Origin of the sequence: Streptomyces sp. NPDC051207 (genome assembly GCF_040682395.1) — a bacterium.
In the GTDB taxonomy this organism is placed as follows: Bacteria; Actinomycetota; Actinomycetes; order Streptomycetales; family Streptomycetaceae; genus Streptomyces.
On sequence record NZ_JBFBAX010000011.1, the window covers coordinates 129,817 to 149,394 of the forward strand.

General features: G+C 73.0%; 17 protein-coding genes. 7 read left to right on the plus strand and 10 right to left on the minus strand.

Features of this window, described 5'->3' with window-relative positions:
- Window positions 1–114: 114 nt before the first annotated feature.
- From AB0M97_RS14105 to AB0M97_RS14140, 8 genes are all read right to left on the minus strand, one after another.
- On the minus strand, window positions 115–3,123 hold the full coding sequence (locus AB0M97_RS14105) for a family 16 glycoside hydrolase (RefSeq protein WP_365961090.1): 3,009 nt from the start codon (window positions 3,121–3,123) through the stop codon (window positions 115–117).
- Between the two features lie 295 nt (window positions 3,124–3,418).
- Window positions 3,419–3,808: a metalloregulator ArsR/SmtB family transcription factor gene (locus tag AB0M97_RS14110; RefSeq protein WP_365961091.1), complete on the minus strand. Its 390-nt coding sequence runs from the start codon at window positions 3,806–3,808 to the stop codon at window positions 3,419–3,421.
- The gene (locus AB0M97_RS14115) at window positions 3,805–4,251 is read right to left on the minus strand and encodes an SRPBCC domain-containing protein (protein ID WP_365961092.1); all 447 of its coding nucleotides are present in this window, start codon (window positions 4,249–4,251) and stop codon (window positions 3,805–3,807) included. The genes AB0M97_RS14110 and AB0M97_RS14115 overlap by 4 nt, the downstream gene beginning before the upstream one ends.
- A 52-nt stretch (window positions 4,252–4,303) precedes the next feature.
- Window positions 4,304–5,059, minus strand: coding sequence for a class I SAM-dependent methyltransferase (locus tag AB0M97_RS14120; RefSeq protein WP_365961093.1), 756 nt, complete (start codon window positions 5,057–5,059; stop codon window positions 4,304–4,306).
- Between the two features lie 140 nt (window positions 5,060–5,199).
- Window positions 5,200–5,736 carry a phosphotransferase gene (locus AB0M97_RS14125; RefSeq protein ID WP_365961094.1) on the minus strand — a complete coding sequence of 179 codons (537 nt, stop codon included), beginning with the start codon at window positions 5,734–5,736 and terminating at the stop codon, window positions 5,200–5,202.
- 272 nt (window positions 5,737–6,008) lie between these two features.
- The gene (locus AB0M97_RS14130) at window positions 6,009–7,280 is read right to left on the minus strand and encodes an RNA polymerase sigma factor (protein ID WP_365961095.1); all 1,272 of its coding nucleotides are present in this window, start codon (window positions 7,278–7,280) and stop codon (window positions 6,009–6,011) included.
- A 5-nt stretch (window positions 7,281–7,285) separates the two neighbouring features.
- A complete protein-coding gene (locus AB0M97_RS14135) occupies window positions 7,286–7,636 on the minus strand; it encodes a YciI family protein (RefSeq protein ID WP_365961096.1) in 351 nt (116 codons plus the stop codon).
- A gap of 417 nt (window positions 7,637–8,053) precedes the next feature.
- Window positions 8,054–8,575: a DUF5994 family protein gene (locus AB0M97_RS14140; RefSeq protein ID WP_365961097.1), complete on the minus strand. Its 522-nt coding sequence runs from the start codon at window positions 8,573–8,575 to the stop codon at window positions 8,054–8,056.
- A 155-nt stretch (window positions 8,576–8,730) separates the two neighbouring features.
- On the opposite strand from AB0M97_RS14140, the gene AB0M97_RS14145 reads away from it, so the two are divergent.
- On the plus strand, window positions 8,731–8,991 hold the full coding sequence (locus tag AB0M97_RS14145; protein ID WP_365961098.1) for a hypothetical protein: 261 nt from the start codon (window positions 8,731–8,733) through the stop codon (window positions 8,989–8,991).
- Between the two features lie 293 nt (window positions 8,992–9,284).
- On the opposite strand, the gene AB0M97_RS14150 is transcribed toward AB0M97_RS14145, so the two are convergent.
- Entirely contained in the window at window positions 9,285–11,984 is a 2,700-nt protein-coding gene (locus AB0M97_RS14150) for an AMP-binding protein (RefSeq protein WP_365961099.1), read from the minus strand.
- Between the two features lie 197 nt (window positions 11,985–12,181).
- Here AB0M97_RS14150 and AB0M97_RS14155 point away from each other — a divergent pair, with 197 nt between their 5' ends.
- The 4 genes from AB0M97_RS14155 to AB0M97_RS14170 all read left to right on the plus strand — a co-directional run bounded on the left by AB0M97_RS14155 (window position 12,182) and on the right by AB0M97_RS14170 (window position 16,547).
- Complete coding sequence (locus tag AB0M97_RS14155; RefSeq protein WP_365961100.1) at window positions 12,182–13,231, plus strand: iron ABC transporter substrate-binding protein; 1,050 nt, start codon at window positions 12,182–12,184, stop codon at window positions 13,229–13,231.
- Window positions 13,232–13,381: 150 nt separating this feature from the next.
- The gene (locus AB0M97_RS14160) at window positions 13,382–14,872 is read left to right on the plus strand and encodes an iron ABC transporter permease (RefSeq protein ID WP_365961131.1); all 1,491 of its coding nucleotides are present in this window, start codon (window positions 13,382–13,384) and stop codon (window positions 14,870–14,872) included.
- Entirely contained in the window at window positions 14,869–15,912 is a 1,044-nt protein-coding gene (locus AB0M97_RS14165) for an ABC transporter ATP-binding protein (RefSeq protein ID WP_365961101.1), read from the plus strand. The genes AB0M97_RS14160 and AB0M97_RS14165 overlap by 4 nt, the downstream gene beginning before the upstream one ends.
- Window positions 15,913–16,154: 242 nt before the next feature.
- Complete coding sequence (locus AB0M97_RS14170) at window positions 16,155–16,547, plus strand: GNAT family N-acetyltransferase (RefSeq protein ID WP_365961102.1); 393 nt, start codon at window positions 16,155–16,157, stop codon at window positions 16,545–16,547.
- Between the two features lie 18 nt (window positions 16,548–16,565).
- Here the strand turns inward: AB0M97_RS14170 and AB0M97_RS14175 are convergent, their stop codons facing one another.
- Window positions 16,566–17,597 carry a saccharopine dehydrogenase NADP-binding domain-containing protein gene (locus AB0M97_RS14175; protein WP_365961103.1) on the minus strand — a complete coding sequence of 344 codons (1,032 nt, stop codon included), beginning with the start codon at window positions 17,595–17,597 and terminating at the stop codon, window positions 16,566–16,568.
- 114 nt (window positions 17,598–17,711) lie between these two features.
- On the opposite strand from AB0M97_RS14175, the gene AB0M97_RS14180 reads away from it, so the two are divergent.
- Complete coding sequence (locus AB0M97_RS14180) at window positions 17,712–18,674, plus strand: helix-turn-helix domain-containing protein (protein ID WP_365961104.1); 963 nt, start codon at window positions 17,712–17,714, stop codon at window positions 18,672–18,674.
- Between the two features lie 200 nt (window positions 18,675–18,874).
- Window positions 18,875–19,576: a hypothetical protein gene (locus tag AB0M97_RS14185; protein WP_365961105.1), complete on the plus strand. Its 702-nt coding sequence runs from the start codon at window positions 18,875–18,877 to the stop codon at window positions 19,574–19,576.
- Window positions 19,577–19,578: the final 2 nt, after the last annotated feature.

Here is a 19,578-nt window from a genome sequence, read left to right on the forward strand (position 1 = left end):
AGAGCGAGTCGCAGTGAGGCGGGGCACGGGACCAGTGGATTGTGCTCCACCGCGTGCCCGCCCACTAGTGGTCCGCGGCGGAACGTGACATCAACGGCGGGCCCCGTCGGGGTGTCAGGCCAGGGGCTCCACCCGGATGTTGCGGAAGCGGACCTTGTTGCCGTGGTCCTGGAGGCGGACGGGACCGGCCGACGGGTACTCCGGTGCGCCCCCGCCGGTCGGTCCGTCGATGGCGACGTCGTCGTGGACGGTCCTGCCGTTCCAGACCACGGTCACCCGCGCGTCGGCGGTCTTGGTGCCGTCGGCGTCGAAGCGCGCCGCGCGGAAGGTGATGTCGTACGTCTGCCAGGTCTCCGGCGCCGTTGCCGCGTTCACGTCCGGGGCCTTCTTCTGGTAGATCGCTCCGGCCTCGTTCGTGTCGGGGGTCGGGTCGCCGTGGGAGTCGAGGATCTGGAGTTCATAGCGGTCCTGGAGGTAGACGCCGCTGTTGCCGCGGTCCTGCCCGGTCACGTCGTCCGGCAGGTGCGGGACGCGGAACTCCACGTGCAGCTTGAAGTCCTGGTAGGCGTCCTTCGTGCGGATGTCGCCGCAGCACACCTCCATGGACTCCTCGGCGGTGAGCGGCCATGCGACGCGCCGACCGTCCGTGTGCTGCCAGTTGCCCTGCGAGGCGGCGGTGCCGTCGAAGAGGGTGACCGGGGTGCCGTGCGGGCGGACCGTGATCAGGTCGAGGTTGACGTGGCCCGCGTCGCCGGGGTCGTAGCGGTAGGAGAGCGAGTTGTGTCCCGCGGTGAGGGTGACGCGTTCGGTCCCTGTCGACCAGGCGTCCCAGGTGCCGGTCGGGGCGAGTTCCGTCCGGCGGGTCTTCTCCCCGTTGACGTACAGGGAGAGGGACTTGGTGCCGTGGTAGGGGTGGGGCCCGTTGGAGTAGCGCAGGTTGACGTCGTAGTCGCCGGCCTCGGGCACCGTCACGTCGAACGTCGTGGCGGCCTTGCCCTCGGTGTGGTAGCGGTCGACAAAGCCGCTGCCGGAGTAGCCGGTGTGGTCGGTGTTGATGCCGGCCGTGCCGGTGAGGCGGGCCTCCTCGGCCTCGTACAGCGTGGCGGGCGGCGGCTGCTCGCCCGGGAGCGCGTTCAGCGTGTACCAGGCCTCGGTGCTCCACAGTGCCTCGCCGGACGCGGACGCGAACGGGCGGGGTGAGCGGACGTGCACGACGCGGCCGGGCTTGAGTCCGTCGAGCCGCAGCCGGACGGTGCGGCCGTCGTCGGCGAGTGTCGCCGAGCGTACGTCGAGCCGCTCCTCGGCGATCTTCGGTCCGCCGTAGTCGGACGTCGGGGTGTAGCGCCACTGCTCGGCCCGGTAGCGGGAGGCCAGGTGCGCGGCCGTCGCCTGGGACACCGGCTGGGTGTATTCGAGGTCGAATCCACCGGGGACGGCGCGCATCTCCTTGATGTCGAAGGTGTTGCCGCCGTTGGGCGTGAGCTTTTGCAGGCCGAACTTCAGTTTGCCTTCCTGGCCCCAGTTTCCGTCGGCGCCGAGACCGCCCACGTAGATCGCCCCGTCGGGGCCCGTGGCGATCCGGTTCACGCCGGCTTCGAGTCCCTGCGTGTAGCGGAACACCGCTCCCTGGTACTGGCCCTTCACCTTCTCCAGGTAGGCGCGCTGGAGTCCGCCGTAGGTGACGTCACCGATGAGCAGCTGGCCGGCGAACCGGCCCTTGGTCAGGTGCAGCGGGGTGCTGGGCGAGTTCGCGATCTCGTTCTGCGGCAGCCACAGCACCGGCTGGGTGACCGCGCGGTCGTCGAAAGGGCCGGACGGCTCGGTGTAGTGGTTGAAGAATCGGTCCTGCTTTATCTGGACGAGCTTGGACGCGGGCAGCCAGCCGCCCTGGTTGTCAGTGGTGAAGATGTCTCCGCCGGGGCCCCAGCCGATCCCGTTCGGCGTGCGCAGACCGCCCGCGACGGGGTGGATCTTCCCGGTCTTCTTGCTGATCCGGTACGTGGTGCCGCGGCCCGGCGCGGGCTGCGGAACGGTGGTCGCCCCGCCGTAATTGATGGCGACGGACAGGTTCACGTAGAAGTGGCCGTCGCGGTAGAGCAGCCCGAAGGCGAACTCGTGGAAGTTGCCGCCGTACGGCCAGGTGGCGACCGTGCGGTACTCGTCGGTCACCAAGTCCTTGTCGGTGTCCACGAGTTGGGTCAGCTCGTGTTTCTGCGAGACGTAGAGCGAACCGTCGACGTACTTGATGCCCATCGGTTCGCGCAGCCCGCTCGCGATCTTCTGGACGGTGACCTTGTCGCGGCTGGTGTCACCGGTGACGTGGTCGAGGACGTACACCTCACCGGTCGTGGTCTGGGAGCCGCCCCACGTGCTCAGCGCCAGGCGCCCGTCGGGGAGCCAGTCCATGCCGGTGACCTGGGGTTCGAATCCGTCGGGGCGCAGGTCGGTGAGGTCGAGGTCGGGGCGTACGCCGGTCAGCGGCAGGCCGTCGCCGGGGCTGTCCGTCCCCGCCTCGCACTCCTTGCGGCCCGGCGCGGTGACGCGGACGACGCCGGCGTCGGTGCTCAGCGCCTCGCGCGGCACGACGCCGAAGCCGTCGGCGCCCGGCGGTTTCCAGGCGAGCGTGAGCTGCTGCTCGCCGCCCCGCTCGAAGTAGTCGATGCGGAACGGGTGTGATCCGGCGGTGAGGTGGGCCGAGCCGTCCTTCGGTTCCGCGGCGTGCAGTCCGTCGTGGTCGATGACCTCCCGGTCGCCGATGGTGAGCCGTGATCCGTCGTCGCTGGTGAGGCGGAAGGCGTAGGTTCCGTCGGCGGGGACGACCAGGCGGCCGGAGACCTCGGCGGTGAAGTTGTCGGTGAATCCGCCGAAGTCCGCGGTGCCGGACCAGTCGACCGTCTGCATCAGCTTGTCGTGGTTGGGTGTCTGCCCCGGCTTGAGCCTGCAGAGCCTGCTGAGCGGGACCTGGGTGTCGAAGACCCGCAGGGTGACGCCCGGTTCCTGGGGCGGAACGTCGTCGGGAGCGGCGGCGGACGGCGGCGCGGCCCACCCGCCTCCCGCGAGGAAGCCTGCGACGAGCGAGATGGTGAGCCCTCTTCGGGCACGTCGGAACAGCCGTGGATGCATCGGTCCTCCAGGACGGGACCGGAGGCCGCCGGATCGCACTCCGGTCGAGCTATACCGCTGCGCGGATACGCGGAAGGGCAGTTCTCCTGCGGTTGCGGCGACACGCTAGGGGACTTCTGCTCAGCTCGTCCATACTTTGTCATCACTGAGTTCAAAGTTCGGTCCGTCCGCGGCGCGACCGGCCTCGGCCTGCGCGGTCGGGCCCGGGGACATGCCCGCGGCCCGGTGCGCGGGAGGGGCGCACCGGGCCTTCGACTGATGGGGCGGGCAGGCATGTACGGCAACTGCCGAGGTACTAGCGCGAGTCCCGTTCCGCCTGATCCGACTGCTCCGCCCGCTGCGACTCCTCCGCCGCTTCGGCGACGCGCTTGATGGTCGCCAGTCGACGGTCCCAGTCGGCCGCCAGCGCGGCCATCCACCGCGCGGTCGCGTTCAGCGCCGCGGGGCGCACCGCGTACCGCACCTCGCGTCCGACCCGGCTGCTGGACACCAGCCCGGCGGCGTCCAGGACGGCGAGGTGTTTCACCACCGCCTGCCGTGAGACGGGCAGCCGTTCGGCGAGCGTCGTCGCGCTGGCCTGCCCGTGTTCCGCGAGCAGGTCGAGCAGCCGGCGCCGTGTCGGGTCGGCCAGTGCGCCGAGGACGCCGTCGACCGCCTCGCCGGCGTCGTGGTGTTCGCCGGTCACGCCGACGGCTGTTCGGCGCGCGTCTTGAGCGCGTCGAGCTCCTTGGGCCAGCCGTCGGTGTGGTCCTTCAGGTTCTGGCTGCGCAGTTCCGGGGAACCGGCCAGCGCCGCGAACCCGCTCTCGACGACCCGCAGTCGTGTCCGGTCGCCTTCGGTGGTCAGCGTGAACTCCACGAGGGTGCTGTTGTCCTCGCGCAGCTCCTCCCCGGGGAAGGCGCTGGTCCAGCGGTAGGCCAGGTACGTCGGCGGCAGGACCTTCTCCACGCGCACCGGGAAGTCCCCGTGCTCGGGGTTCTTCACCAGCAGGGACTCGCCCTCAGTCGCCACCGTGCCGGGCAGGCTCGCCTTGTCGGCGACCCAGAAGCCGGGCTGGGCCACCAGCGACCAGACGCGCTCCAGGGGTGCGTCGATCAGGGTTTCTCGTTCGATGCGGTCCTCGGTCATGAAGGGCTCCTTCGTCGCCATTGAATGATGCAACCTCAGAGTTGCACATCCCTCATTCGAGTGCAACCGCAGGGTTGCACAACGTGTAGACGGAGACGTGGGAACGCGACTCGGCGGTGAACGGGGTGCCCGTCCAGTCCGCGTGCCGGGACTCCAGCGTGAATCCGGCCAGTTGTGCCATGAGGTCGAGTTCGGCCGGCCAGATGTAGCGGTGGGGGCTGCGGGAGAGCCGTGCCTGCCCGGTCTCGTCGAACCGGAAGTGGTGCGACACGACGAGCTGGTGCAGGACGTCGTAGGTGTCCAGGCCGATGTATCCGGGCTCCGACTGCCACACGGTGGCCTCCTGGCCCGGTGGGAGCTTGCGCAGTTCGGGCACCCACAGCTCGATGACGAACCGGCCCCCGGGCGAGAGGTGGCGGGCGGCGTTGCGGAAGCACTGGACCTGTTCGGCCTGCGTGAGCAGGTTGGAGATCGTGTTGTAGACGAGGTAGACGAGGGTGTACCGGCCGGGGGCGGTGCTGGTCGCCATGTCGCCCATGACGACGGGGATCGTCGTCTCGTCCGCCTTGGTGCGCAGTTGCTCCACCATGGGCGGGGACAGTTCGATGCCGGTGACCGGGACTCCTCGCTCGGCGAGCGGGACGGCCACGCGGCCCGTTCCGACGGCGAACTCCAGCGCCGCTCCGCCGCCCGCGAGTTCGGCGAGACGGTCCACGGCCGGCCCCAGGACGTCCGGGGCGAACATCCCGGTGCCGGGCGTGTCGTAGTGCCGGGCGGTGTCGGTGTTCCAGATTTCCTGCTGATGCATTCCATCCACGCTCGGCACGGGTGGGCGTGGTGTCCAGCGAATATCCGGCGGGGCGGGGTGTGCGGCGGGTCTTCGCCGGGGCGGCTGCGTGCGGGGCGGCGCGGTGGGGACGTCCTTGAGCAGGACGCATCAACGTACGCTCACCTCAACAGGCGCTCCAGGGCATCACGTTGCTCGGACACCCAGTCGTACGCCCTGCGCACCTCTCCGACCACGCCGGCCTCGCGGAGCCGGATCATCGCGCTGTCGCCCGCATCCGCCCCGGCGCCGATGCCCCGTCGGCAGCGGTCCTGCCACCACAGGACCGTGGACACCAGACGTGACCGATCCGTCAGTCCGTAGCTGTCGGAGATCAGCCTCATGCGCCTGGCCGCGTCCGCGACGTCGGTCACGGCGGGGCCGAGGCCGATGTACTGCCGGCGGACATGGGCGACGTCGTGGATCCGCGCACCCGGCGCCGCGAGGTCCCAGTCGATGAAGGCCACCGGGCGCAGCTTGCCGCCGTCCGGCCGGTAGACCGTGTTCTTCGGCGACAGGTCGTTGTGACACACCACCTCCTGGTCTCCGGCCGGCGCGGTGCCCGCCGTCAGGTCGTGAAGTTCACGCACGAGCCGCGCCACCGCCGCCAGGCTCTCGTCCGACGACACGGCGGCGGGCCGGCGCGCTTCCCAGGCCACGTACCCGTCGAGATGACTGAGAACCTCACGGCCTTGACCGTCCGTCCCGAGATACCGCGGAGCCCCGGTCCAGCCGGCGGCTTCGAGCAGCCTCAGCAGATCACCCACGAACGTCGTTCGCGGGGAGGCGGGGCGGCGAACCGTGTCCCCGACACGAACGACGGCATTGACGAAGCCTCCTGGCAAACGCGACTCGGACACCTCTCCACCCTGCCCTCTCCACCTCACCGACGTGCCGTCGTCAGCCTGTCGCTCTCGCCCCCTCGGCTCACTCAGTCGGGCTGCGCAGGCTCGACCTCGCTCAACCTGCGGCGCAGATGGACCCGTTCGGGCTCGGTGCCTGCCAGGGTGAGCGCTTGGCGGTAGGCCTCCGCCGCCTCGGGGAGTCGCCCGAGGCGTTGCAGCAGGTCCGCCCGTGCGGCCGGGTACGGGTGGTGGCCGCGCAGCCGTTCCTCGCCCGCCAGGGCGTCCAGCAGCGCGAGCCCCGCTTCCGGGCCGTCGCGCATCGCCACGGCCGCGGCCCGGTTCAGCGCGACGACCGGGGACGGAGTGAGCGCGAGCAGCACGTCGTAGAGCGCGACGATCTGCGGCCAGTCGGTGCTCGCCAGGTCCGCTGCCTCGTCGTGCAGGGCGGCGATCGCGGCCTGCACACCGTAGGGGCCGGGCGGGCCGCCCGTGAGCGCGGGGGGCACCAGGGCGAGGCCCTCCTCGATCATCGTGCGGTCCCAGCGTCCGCGGTCCTGGTCCTCCAGCAGCATGAGTTCGCCGCCGGGACCGGTCCGGGCGTCGCGCCGCGCGTGGACGAGCAACATGAGCGCGAGCAGTCCGGTGACCTCCCGCTCGACGGGCAGCAGCCGGTGCAGGATCCGCGCCAGCCGGATGGCCTCCTCGGCCAGGTCCGGCCGTTGCAGATCGGGGCCGGAGCTGGCCGCGTACCCTTCGGTGAAGATCGAGTAGAGGACCTGGAGGACACCCGGCAGGCGCGCGGGCAACTCGTCGGCGCCGGGTACCCGGAAGGGGATGCGGGCCTCGCGGATCTTCTTCTTCGCGCGCACGATCCGCTGCGCCATCGTCGCCGGCGGCACGAGATGGGCACGGGCGACCTCGGGCGTCGTCAGCCCGGCCAGGCAGCGCAGGGTGAGGGCGCCGCGGGCCTCGGGCGGCAGGGCGGGGTGCGCGCAGGTGAAGAACAACTGCAGCCGTTCGTCCGGCAGTTCGCCGTCCGTGGTGGCGTCCGCGGGCGGGGCGTAAGCGGCCCGGTCCGCCTCCACCTGGAGGACGGCGAGCCGGGCTGCGTACGCCTGGTCGCGGCGCAGCCGGTCGACGGCCTTGCGCCGCGCCGTCGTCAGCAGCCAGGCGCCGGGCCTGGCCGGCACGCCCTGCACCGGCCAGTGCACCAGCGCCGCCTCGACCGCCTCGGAGGCGACCTCCTCGGCCAGGTCCAGATCCCCGAAGCGGCGCACGAGGGAGGCGAGCAACCGGCCGTGTTCCTCACGGAACACCGACTCCACCGCCCGGTCCGCGCCGGTCGCCCGCGCCGCCACGGCCGTCAGGCCCCGAAGTCGGCGACCGGCCGCACGACGACCGACCCGCTGCCGCGCGCCCCGGGGCAGCGGGCGGCCCAGTCGAGCGCGACGTCCAGGTCCGGTACGTCGATGACGTAGAAGCCGCCGAGGACCTCGCGGGTCTCGGCGAACGGACCGTCGGTGACGGTCCGCTCCCCGTCCGCGCCGACCCGCACCTTCGTGGCCGTGACCAGGTCGGCCAGCGACTCGCCGGAAACGAAGATCCCCGCGTCCCGCACCGCCTTGTCGTACGCCATCCAGTCCTCGACGCCGCACTCGGCGGCACCGCCGTCCGCGTCGACGGCACCGCTGTTGATCAGCATCATGTACTTCATGGTCCGGCTCTCCTCAGGGTTCGGTCGTCATCCTCGCGCAGCGGCTCGCCGCACACCATCACGACGAACGGGGCAGGGGCCTATCGACACCACTCCCGGATTTTTTTCTGCCGGCCAGTCCCGCATCGCCTGCTCGCCCGGCCTCGGAGCAGTCGGCAGCGGCGATGTCAGTGCTGCCTGGCACGATGATCGGCATCGAACCCGCCCACCGTGACGCACACCCGCCCGACGGCCTGGACTCACACCCCTGGTCCGTCTTCTCCCACGTCTGCGGCAGCGCGGAGGTCGTGCCCTTCCTGGCCGGAATCGCCGTCGCCGGTCACCGTACGGAGGGCGTCGCCTGTCTCGCCGACGGGGACGCGCGCGTCGTGGGCGGGACCGAAGGCGCCCGTGGTGTGCGGCCGACCCGGCCGGGTGTCATGACGGTGACCGCTCGGCTCCGTGGCGGTCCGGCCGGGCCGCGGTCCGCCTGCGCGCGGCCTCTTCCATCAGCCCGCTCGCGGTCGACGTGTCGTCGGGGTCGCTCGCGGCGGCCATCAGCCAGGTGGCCGAGACGGGATCGGTCTCCGGCGGGACGACCAGGAGAGAAAAGTGGTCCTGCTCTCCCCTGGTGACGAGAACGGTGTCGTCGCCGACCGGGTACGAGTCGATGTGCACCACACGGTCGTCGATGGTCAGCCGCGTCGGCAGCCCTTCCCAAGCCCCGGCGTCCAGGCCGACGCGGTCGACCGGGCCCAGGTGCTCGGTCAGCGCGTCGATCAGGGCGGGCAGCTCGGCCGCGATGTCGCGGGACCGCGGCCACCACGCCCCGTCCAGCGCGCCTTCCCGTTCGTGCGTCGTCTCCAGCCGTACGACGACCGAGCCGGGTTTCGCGGCCTGGCCGGCGGTGTCCGGCAGCAGCCGGTTCTCCTGCGGCTCGGCGGGCTGGGAATCGGGCATCGCGTTCGCCTGCCTACGCGGAAGTGGGGCAGTTCCTCGTTTTCACGGTACTCCTCGGCCAGCGGCCCGCAGAGCGACAGCTCACGGCGGGAAAACCGAGGGTTTCTCCGACGTAGAGTGATCGGTGTTACGTCCCGTCGCACAGCGAGGTCACCATGGAGTTCCAGGAAACGCCGCCGGCCGGGTACGCGGAAGTCCATGTCGTCGCCGCGTCCCCCGAGGTCGCCCGGCGCGTGGCCGAGGTCCTGCGGCACTGCTTCGCCGCGGGCGAGCAGCGCAGCTATCCGGCGGGCGACGAGGGCGGCACCCGCCTGGAGATCACGGTGGACACCACACGGGCCGCCGAACCGGCACGGTCGTGGCTGGAATCCAGCCGCTCGACGGACCACACCGACCACGAGCCCCGCCGGGACTGACGGGCCACACCCACCGCGACCCCGGCCCGGACTGACAGGGCACACACCCACCGCGAACCCCGCCCGGACTGATGTCAGCGGTCCTCCCGGGGGGTCACCAGGCCCGGCCGCCCTGCTGCGGCTGCTCGCCGGCGGAACCGGACCTCGCCCCGAGGATCGCCGCCGGTCGTCCGGCCGTCGTGGGGCACGCCACGGGCTGACGGACCAGCGGGTGCACCGCGTCGACGGAAAGGCACGGTCGCAGCGGCTCTCCCGGGGAGCATCCGCACGGCTCGGCCCGGGAACGGCCGGCGCTACCTCCTGATCCTCCGCGTCACCCGCGTCACCACGGCCGCGTAGCCGATGCCGAGCGCGAGTGAGGCGAAGAGGGCCGTGAAGGGGAAGTCCTCCTGGAGGTACGGGTACACCTGATAGTGCGTCAGGTAGATGTAAAGGGAGCTGCTCGCCAGGATGCCCGCGAGGGCGTTGAGCGGGCCCAGGCTGGGCAGGGTCGGTGTCCAGATCAGCAGTGCCAGTCCGGCGATCACGAGCGTCGTCCGCAGGGGCTGGTCGTGGAACAGGCCGGGCACGGTCAGCAGCAGTACCGCCGTCAGCAGGGCCCGTTGGCGTGCGGTCACGGCTCTCGCCGCCGCCCAGCCCAGGGCGAACAGCCAGAAGACCACGGTGGGGCTCAGCTGGGGGCGGGCCGACGCCAGGCCCAGGAGGTCGTAGCGGCCCACCAGGCCGACGGCCACGAGGGCGAGGGGCACGCCGAACGCGTGGCGGCGCTCCAGCCGGTCCAGCAGCGGGACCGCCATGAGGACCGCGAGGGCGAGGAGGAAGTGGACCAGGGCCTCCACGAACCAGTAGGCCCAGTCGAAGCGGTCGTCGCCCTGGTCGACCAGGCTGTTGAGGAGCAGCGCGTTGGCCGGGTCCAGGGCGTCGGTCAGGAGCACCGCGCCGGTGATCCACACCATGCTCGGTACGGCGATGCGCGCGATGCTGCGCCACAGTTGCCGTACGCGTTCAGGGCGTTCGGCGTCGGTCAGCTGGAAGCGGGCGAAGTTGTAGCCGGCGACGCAGATGAGGATGTGGGCGAAGCCCTTGATGTCGAAGATCTTGATGTGTGTGCCGACGATGAGGACGATGCCGGCGGCGCGCAGGGCGATGCCCGTCTCCAGGGTGCGGCGGGTCCGCCAGGACGCCGGGGTGGTCCAGCGGCGCAGCGCGGCGCCCGGTCCGCGGGCCGTCCGGGCGTCTGGGGCCGGTGCCGGTGTTTCCCGGGCGGCGGGGGCGGCCGTGCCGCGCAGCTCGCGGATCGTCTTCCGGTGCCAGTCGGCCGGCAGGTGGCCCAGCGCCTCCTCCAGGCGCAGGGACATCTCGACGTAGCACAGGGAGTCGCCGCCCAGTGCGGCGAAGCTGCTGTCGTCGGTGACGTCGGCGCGGTCGAGGATCTCGGCGTACAGGCGGCGCAGGTCGTCGCGGTCCCCGGCGGGGTCGGGGGGCTGTTCCGCCGCGGGGCGTGTCAGGTGGCGTACGGCCTCGTAGTCGGGCTTGCCCGTGGCCAGGCGCGGGAGGCGTTCAGCGGTGTGGACCCGGACGGCGCGGGGCGGGAGCCCGCAGTCCGCGGCGACCAGGCGGCGGATGCGGTCCCGTTCACCAAGGTCGCCGATGGCGGCCACCGCGAGCGTCTCCCCGTCGCCCGTGCAGTACGCGGTGACCCCGTGCCGTTCCAGCAGGGACTCGACGCGCTGGGGGTCGATCCGCAGTCCGAGGATCTTGGCGAAGCGGCTGCGGCGGCCCACGATCTCGTACAGGCCGTCGTCGGCGCGCCGGGCGAGGTCGCCGGTGTGCAGTTCCGTCACGGTGCGGCCGAGGGCGAGGTCGGCGGGGCGCTCGGCGTAACCGAGCATCACGTTGGGCCCGGAATAGACCAGTTCGCCGACGTCCGGGCCGTGGCCGTCGACCGGCCGCAGCCGGAAGGAGCCGCCGGGTATCGGCACGCCGACGGCCTCGGGGCGCTCGGCGGCGAGGTGCGGTGGGAGGTAGGCCATGCGGGCGGTGGCCTCGGTCTGGCCGTACATCACGAACAGCTGCCAGCCCGCGCGGCGCCCCGACTCGGCGTAGCGGGCGACGCGTTCCGGTGCGAGCCGGCCCCCGGCCTGGGTGACGCGGCGCAGGTGCGGCAGGTCCATCCTCTCGAAGCCGACCCGGTCGAGCAGGTCGAAGGTGTACGGCACTCCCGCCAGCGAGGTGCCGCGGGCGGCACGGAACTCCTCCCAGAACGCCGGGTCGGACACCGACTTGTCGGTGAGGATCAGCCCGGCGCCGCGCAGCAGGTGGCTGTGGATGACGGACAGGCCGTAGCAGTAGTGCATGGGCAGTGTGGTGGCCGCGCGGTCGGTGTCGTCGAGACCGAGGTACGCCGCGATGGACTCGGCGTTGGCCTGGAGGCTGCCGTGGGAGAGCCGCACCAGCTTGGGCGAGCCGGTCGAGCCGGAGGTGCTCAGCAGCAGGGCGAGGTCCGGGTGGAGGGTGTGGGCGCTGCCGGGGTGCCGTTCGTCCAGGACGGCGGTGCCGTCGGCGGCCGGGCGGGCCACGACGTCGGGGGCGTACGCCTCGGTCAGGGAGTCGATGGTGCTCTCGCTGTCGCCGGGGACGAGCAGGACGGGGTGGCCGGCGGACAGGGCGGCGAGGTGGGTGACGAGCGCGCCGGTCCGGTTGGCCCCGGCCAGCAGCACCAGCCGCCGTACGGGGCCGAGGCGCTCGGCCGTGTCGGCGACCCGCTCGGCCAGCCGGCGGTACGTCAGCTCCCCTTCCGGCGTGACGAGGGCGACGCGGTCGCCGTGGGCGGCGAGCCGACGGGCGAACGGCACGCCGTGCGGCTGCCGCGGGGGCGGCACCGAGGGCGCGCCGGGGAGGAGGGGCAGCCGCAGCGCGCCCGTCGCGCGGGACGCCGGGCCGGAGGAGGGTGCGGGGGACGGGGCCGGGAGGGATCCGGAGGGGTGGAGCACGGGGCGCGCCCTTTCCGCGGCAACGTCCGCTTTCAACTGTGGACCCTTGACGTTTAGGTAAGCTTTACCTTATTCATAGCATGGTCATTATCAAGCCACAGAAGCATCACGGCATCGGTCACAGCATCGCTTCGCCCTCGCTCTCCCCCGGGAACCGGCCGGTGGTGCGGTGGCGGGCCCTCAGGAAGGCACACACCATGCGACGCCCCTCGGTTCGCCGGACGACCGCGCTGATCGCGGCCGGGCTGCTGCTCCCCGCCCTCGCGGCGTGCGGCTCCGCCGACTCGGACAGCGGGGACGGGGGCGGCGGCGACTCCTCCCTCGTCATCTACTCCGGCCGCAACGAGAAGCTGGTCAAGCCGCTTCTGGACAAGCTGGAGAAGGCCGTCGGCGCCGAGGTCGAGGTGCGGTACGGCGACAGCGCGGAACTCGCCGCCCAGATCCTGGAGGAGGGCGAGCGCACCAAGGCCGGGCTGTTCTTCTCCCAGGACGCCGGCGCGCTGGGCGCCCTGTCCAGGGAGGGCATGCTGAAGAAGCTTCCGGCGGCCACCCTCGGCAAGGTCGACGAGGCGTACCGCGGCTCCGACGGCGACTGGGTGGGCCTGTCGGGGCGGGTCCGCGTCATCGCGTACAACCCGGACAAGGTCGACGCGGACGACGTGCCCGACAGCGTCTTCGACGTGACGAAGCCTCAGTGGAAGGGCCGGGTCGGCTTCGCCCCGACCAACGCCTCCTTCCAGGCCTTCGTCACCGGCATGCGGGTCCTGAAGGGCGACGACGTCGCCCGCGAGTGGCTGCAGGACCTGAAGGCGAACGGCGCGAAGACGTACGCCCACAACCTCGCCACCCTGGACGCCGTGGAGGCCGGTGAGGTCTCCCTCGGCCTGGTCAACCACTACTACTGGTACGAGCGGGTCGCCGAGAAGGGTGAGGACGCCGTCGCCTCCCGGCTGCACTTCCTGCCCGGCGAGGACCCCGGCGCGCTGATCAACGTCGCGGGCGCGGGCATCCTCGAGGACAGCGGGCAGAGCGCGACCGCGCAGAAGGCCGTGGACTTCCTGCTGTCGAAGGAGGCGCAGACCTACTTCGCGGACGAGACGAAGGAGTACCCGCTGGCCGCGGGCGTCACCAGCACCGTGCAGGGCCTGCCCGACTTCGAGTCGCTGGAGTCCCCCGACATCGACCTCGGCAAGCTGGAGTCGCTCCAGGAGACCCTGGCCATGCTCCAGGACGTCGGACTGGTCTGAGCCGACGTGCCCACCTCACCGTCCGCCTCGCGCCCGGCCGGCAACCCCGCCCCGGCCGGGCGCGCACCCGGGGCGGACCGGGGCAGCCCGGCCCGCCCACCGGCACCCGGCGGGCCCGGCAGGAGGCGGACGCCCCGCCGGAGACCGCCGCTGGTCCTGCTCGTCCCCGCCTGCGTGGCCGCGCTGTTCGCCCTGCTGCCGCTGGGCTACCTCGCCGTGCGCGCCCTGGAACGCGGCCCGGCCTTCGCCTGGGACGTCGTCGCCGACGAACGCACCCTGGCGCTCCTCGGCCGCAGCCTCGGCCTGACCGTCGTGGTCGTGGCGGCCTGCCTGGTGCTGGGGGTGTCGCTCGCCTGGCTGACCGTGCGGACCGCGCTGCCCGGGGCCCGCGCCTGGTCGGTGCTGGCGACGCTGCCGCTGGCCGTGCCCAGCTATGTCGCCGCGTTCGCCTGGCTGTCGGCCGCGCCGGGCCTCGCCGGATTCGGCGGCGCCGCGCTCGCCCTGACACTGGTCAGTTTCCCGTACGTCGCGCTGCCGGTCGCCGCCGCGCTGCGGGGCATCGACCCGGCGCAGGAGGAGGTCGCGCGCTCACTCGGGCACGGCCCGCTGCGCACCTTCCTCACAGTGACCCTCCCCCAGCTGCGGCCCGCGGCGGCGGGCGGGGCGCTGCTCGTGGCGCTGTACGTGCTGTCCGACTTCGGCGCGGTGTCCCTGATGCGGTACGACACCTTCACCCGGGCCATCCACACCTCGTACCGCGCCTCCTTCGACCGCACCCCGGCCGCCGCGCTCAGCGTGGTGCTCGTGGTGATGACGATCGCGCTGGTGGCCGGCGAGGCCCGTACGCGCGGACGCGCGGGGCACGCCAGGACCGGCGCGGGCACCGCACGCCCGGCGGTCCCGGCCGCCCTCGGCCGGTGGCGGCTCCTCGCCCTGCTGTGGTGCGGGACGGTGGTGGCCGTGGCCGTCGCCTTCCCGCTGGGCACCCTCGGCTACTGGCTGGCCGTCGGCAGTTCGGCCGGCTGGGACCTCGGCGCGCTCGCCGCAACGGCCTGGGCGACGCTGGGGGTGGCGGCTGCGGGCGCCGGGCTCACCACGGTTCTCGCGCTGCCGGTCGGGGTGATCGCCGCCCGGTACCGGGGCCGCGGCGCCCGGCTGCTGGAGCAGGCGGCGTACGCGGGACACGCCCTGCCCGGCATCACGGTCGCGCTGGCGCTGGTGTTCTTCGCGGTGCGCTACGCCTACCCGCTGTACCAGCGACTCCCGCTGCTGGTCTGCGCCTACGCCGTGCTGTTCCTGCCGGTCGCGGTGGCCGCCACCCGGGCGGCCGTGCTCCAGGCGCCGCCCGTGCTGGAGGACGTGGCGCGCTCACTCGGGCGGCGGCCCTGGCAGGTGCTGCGGGAGGTGACCGTGCCGCTGGCCGCGCCCGGCGTGGCCGCGGGCGCGGCGCTCACCTTCGTGGTCTGCATGAAGGAACTCCCCGCGACGCTGCTGCTGCGCCCCACCGGCACGGACACCCTCGCCACCCGGCTGTGGACCGAGACCGGCGCCGGTTCCTTCGCGGCGGCCGCCCCCTACGCCGCCGCGCTGATCCTGCTCGCCGCCGTCCCCTCGTACCTCCTAGGCAGGCACCGGACATGAACGAACTGCACGTCGAAGGGCTCACCAAGTCCTACGGAGCGGGTGAGCCGGTCCTGCGCGGGCTCGACCTCACCGTTCCGGCAGGGGCGCTGGCCGCGGTCCTCGGGCCGTCCGGCTGCGGGAAGACCACCATGCTGCGGATCGTCGCCGGGTTCCTGCGCGCCGACGCGGGCACGGTCCGGCTCGGCGGCCGGCTCCTGAACGGGCCCGGTGTCCACGTACCGTCGGAGCGGCGCCGCATCGGCATCGTGCCGCAGGAGGGCGCCCTCTTCCCGCATCTGAGCGTGGCCCGCAACGTCGCCTTCGGCCTGACCGGCGCCGACCGGTCCGAACGGCGCCGCGCCACGCAGGAGATGCTCGGACTCGTCGGCCTCGCCGGACACGGCGACCGCATGCCGCACGAGCTGTCCGGCGGGCAGCAGCAACGCGTCGCGCTGGCCCGCGCGCTCGCCCCGCGCCCCCAACTGGTGCTGCTGGACGAGCCGTTCAACGCGCTCGACAGCGCACTGCGGGCAGGAGTGCGGGCGGACGTCCGGGCGGCGCTGCGGGCGACCGGCGCCACGGCGGTCCTCGTCACCCACGACCAGCAGGAGGCGCTGTCCACCGCCGACCTCGTCGCCGTCGTGCGGGACGGCCGGGTCGCCCAGTGCGCCGCCCCGCAGGACCTCTACCGGCGGCCCGCGGACCCCTGGATCGCCGGCTTCGTCGGAGACGCCGTCCTGCTTCCCGGCACGGTCACCGGCGACGGCACGGCCGTGACGGCCCTGGGCGCCGTGCCGCTCGCCGCCCCGGCCGACGGCCGCACCACCGGCACGGTCCTGCTGCGCCCGGAACAGCTCCTGCTGACCGACGCGGACGCCGAGGGCGCGGTCCGGGGCACGGTGACCGACGTGTCGTACTACGGCCACGACGCTATGGTCACCGTGACCGTCGAGGGCCACGAGACCCCGGTCGGCGTCCGGGTCGGCGGACCCGTACGGGTGCGCCCCGGGGAGGAGACGGGGGTCCGGGTCGTGGGCGAGGCCGGCCTGCACGCGTAGGCAATCCCGGTCCGTGCGGGAAGCCCGCGACCGGAAGCCGCGCGGCGGGGACCCGGCGACGGGCCAGAGGACGAAACCGCCGGGAACGCACATCTCGGGAGCGGGCTGCGCGACCACCACCCGCGCATCGTGGCGCGCGCCGGGGTCGAGCCGTACCGCGTTTCCTCCCGGGGGTTCCCTCAGGTGCACCGCATCGTCTTCCCTTGGAGGGGACGTCGAGGTCTCTGGGAGGGGTGGTCCCGGTGTACTTGCCCGTGCGGCTCAAGGGTCTTGTGGCTCCCGCCGCCACGGCTGCGACCGAGATCGTGCTGTTCGACCGCGACGACCGTCTCGTCGGGCGGCTGCGCTTCCGGGTCTGCCCGTCGTGCCGTACGGGGCGCATCCTGGACATCTGGGTGGGCGACGGCCGGCGGCGTCAGGGCCTGGGCCACCGGCTCGCCCGCACCCTCCTCGCCCGCCATCCGGGCCACCGGTGGAGCACGACCCCGCAGACCCGGGAGGGCCGGGCCTTCTTCCGGGGGGTCACGGAGGAGACCGGGGTGCCGCTGCCCCACGACGGCCCCTTGTGCCCTCATCTGATGGGGGTGCTCCGGCGGGGGTGGCGGTCGGTGCGGGAGCACGGGTCGCACCGCTGAACGCGCGCCGGGGCCCTGCTACGGGCCGAGTTCGACAGCGATGTGCGGGGACAAGGCGCGCAGCAGGTCGGGGGCGTCGAACATGGCCCCCGCCGAGGCCACTCCCACCGTCCTCGTGCGGCCCGTGAGGAGGCGTCCGACCGCTTCCACCACGAGCGGCGCGGTGACGGCGTAGATGTCCCGGCCCCTGGCGACGGCGCGGCGTTCGGCGGTGCCGGACCGTACGACGGTGTCGACCACGAAGGTCTGCGCGGACCGCCCCCGCTCGTCCACCGGGACCGGCGCCGGGGTGTCCGGTGCGGACAGGTCCCGGGCCGCCTCGACGGTCATGTACGTGCGGACCTCGGGGACGGACAGGTGGCTGGGGACGGTGACGACGTCGGCCATGGTGAACTCGCCGAGGACGGCCCGGGTGCCCATCGGTTCGGGGAAGGTCCACTTCAGGTGGGGCAGGTCGTCGTTGTGGTACTCCAGGCGCCCTCCGGTGTGGCGGACCCGCCGGCCGTCGCGCCGCTGCCGGGACACCTCGCCCGCCGCGCGCGTGCCGGCGGTGGGATGCCAGCCGCTCAGCCCGTACGCGATGTGTACCTCGTCGGCGGCCGTCCAGTCGCCCATGGCCGCGGTGGCGAGCAGGTCGCCGAGGCCGCCGTAGAAGGCCATCGCGGGGACGATCAGCGCTCCCGCGGCGCGGGCCCGGTCCGTGAAGTGCGCGAAGGTGTCGGCGTTGGCCTCGATCTCGGCCGCGACGTCCACGTACGGGATGCCGGCGCGCAGGGCCGCCTCGATCACGGGAGCGGCGGTCGTGGCGAAGGGCCCGGCGCAGTTGATCACCGCCGCCGCGCCGGACAGCGCGCGGTCGAGGGAGAGCGGTTCCTCGACGGACGCCGGGCGCACGTCGAGGCCGGGGCGGGACGCCGCCAGTTCCCGCAGCTTGCCGGTGTCGCGGCCGGACAGGACCGGCACGAAGCCGCCGTCCAGCAGATGCGCCACGACGAAGCGCCCGGTGTGCCCGTACGCGCCGTACACCACGACCGTCTGCCGCGCTGCCATGTGTTCTCTCCCGTGCTCGGATGATCCCCCGGACTGCCGTACCGCGGACATCCTGGCCAGCCGCGGGCCACGGGCGTGAGTGTCCGGAACGACATGCCACGTACACTTCCGGACATGGGCTCTGTCGCGCTGGCCGTCACCGACGGAATGCTGCACTTCGAGCTGTCCGTGGCCTACGAGGTGTTCGCCTCCGCCCCGGACGCGGTGACCGTGCCGTGGTACGACGTCGCCGTCTGCGGGACCGGTGCGGTGCGGGTCGGCCGGTTCCTGCTGGACAGCGACCGCGGGCTCGACCGGCTGCGGGACGCCACCACCGTGATCGTGCCCGCCTGGGCGGACGTCGACGTGGCGCCGCCCGCCGATCTGGTCGACGCGGTGCGCGCGGCCCACGAGGCGGGCGCGCGGGTGGCCTCCCTGTGCACGGGCGCGTTCGTCCTGGCCGCCGCCGGGCTGCTGGACGGGCGGCGCGCGACCACGCACTGGGCGCACACCGACGCCCTGGCCGCCCGCCACCCCGAGGTGGACGTCGACCCGGACGTGCTCTACGTCGACGACGGCAGCGTGCTCACCTCCGCCGGGAAGGCCGCCGCGCTGGACCTGTGCCTGCATCTGGTGCGCCTCGACCACGGCTCGTCGGTCGCCAACGCCGTCGCCCGCCGCCTGGTCGTGCCGCCGCACCGGGCCGGTGGCCAGGCGCAGTTCGTCGCCGCCCCGGTGCCCGCCCGGGACGACCATCCGCTCGCGGCGCTGCTGCCCTGGGTGATGGAGCGCCTCGACCGCCCGCTGACCGTGGAGGACCTGGCCCGCCGGGCGGGGATGAGCTCGCGCAACCTCGGCCGCCACTTCCGGGCGGCGACCGGAACGACCCCGCTGCGGTGGCTGCTGACCCAGCGCATCCGGCGCGCCCAGGAGTTGCTGGAGCACACCGACAGCAGTGTCGACGCCGTCGCGGCGGCGACCGGCATGGGCACCGCCACGACCCTGCGCCGCCACTTCAACCGCACGGTCGGCGTTCCCCCGGACACCTACCGCCGCACCTTCCGCGCCCGTGCCAGGGCGGACACCACACCCGTGTGACGGGCCGAACCACCGCAAGCCGCGCCGGCTGGTGGCACCGGCCTTCAGCTCCCGGTGCATCCGCACGCCCGCTGAGCGGCCCGCCCGCGGAACTGGGGTCGATGCTGGGGAGGGTACCGGGGCGGTCGCCCCCGCAGGTGCGCGAGGCTCGTCGCCCGTGACGACCTCGCACCCGTTGCCGGGCTTCCCAGGAGCACCCCGTGAGTGACCTCCCCCGCGGTGAGACCGCACGCACCCGGCTGCGCGCCCACCTCGCGTCGCACCGTCAGCGCTACGTGGTCTACCCGGCCGGCTGCCTGCTGTTCTCCGGCGGGGCAGCCGCCTTCATCCACGCCGACCTGGGGACCGACCCCCTCGACGTCTTCGCCCTCGGGGTCCTCGAACACGCCCCGCTGACCATCGGCATCGTCCAGGCCGGGGTGGCCGCGGTGTGCCTCGTCGCGTGGGCGGCCTGGAACCGACGGCGGCCCCCGGTGTCGCCGTTCTTCACGTTCTTCCTGTGCGGCAGCATGATCGACGTGCTGCGGGCCGTGGAAGCGGCCGGCCACCTGCCGCTCCCGGACGGCGGCATCATGATCGTCGGTGTCCTGCTGTGCACCTACGGCTCCGCGCTGATCATCATGAGCGGGGTCGGGATCCGCGCCATGGACCTGGTGGCCATCTCCATGACGCACCGCTGGCGCTGGCCGTTCTGGGCCGCCAAGGGCAGCCTCGAAATCGTCCTGCTGGGCAGCGGATACGTCCTCGGCGGGCCCGTCGGACTCGGCACGATCTGCTTCCTGGTGCTCGTCGACACCCTGATCCAGCCCTGCATGCTGCTGACGACCCGGGTGTTCTTCCTGCGCAACCACGGACTGGAACAACCTCCCCCGGTCCCCGCCTACCGGACCGACCCCGCCTGAGC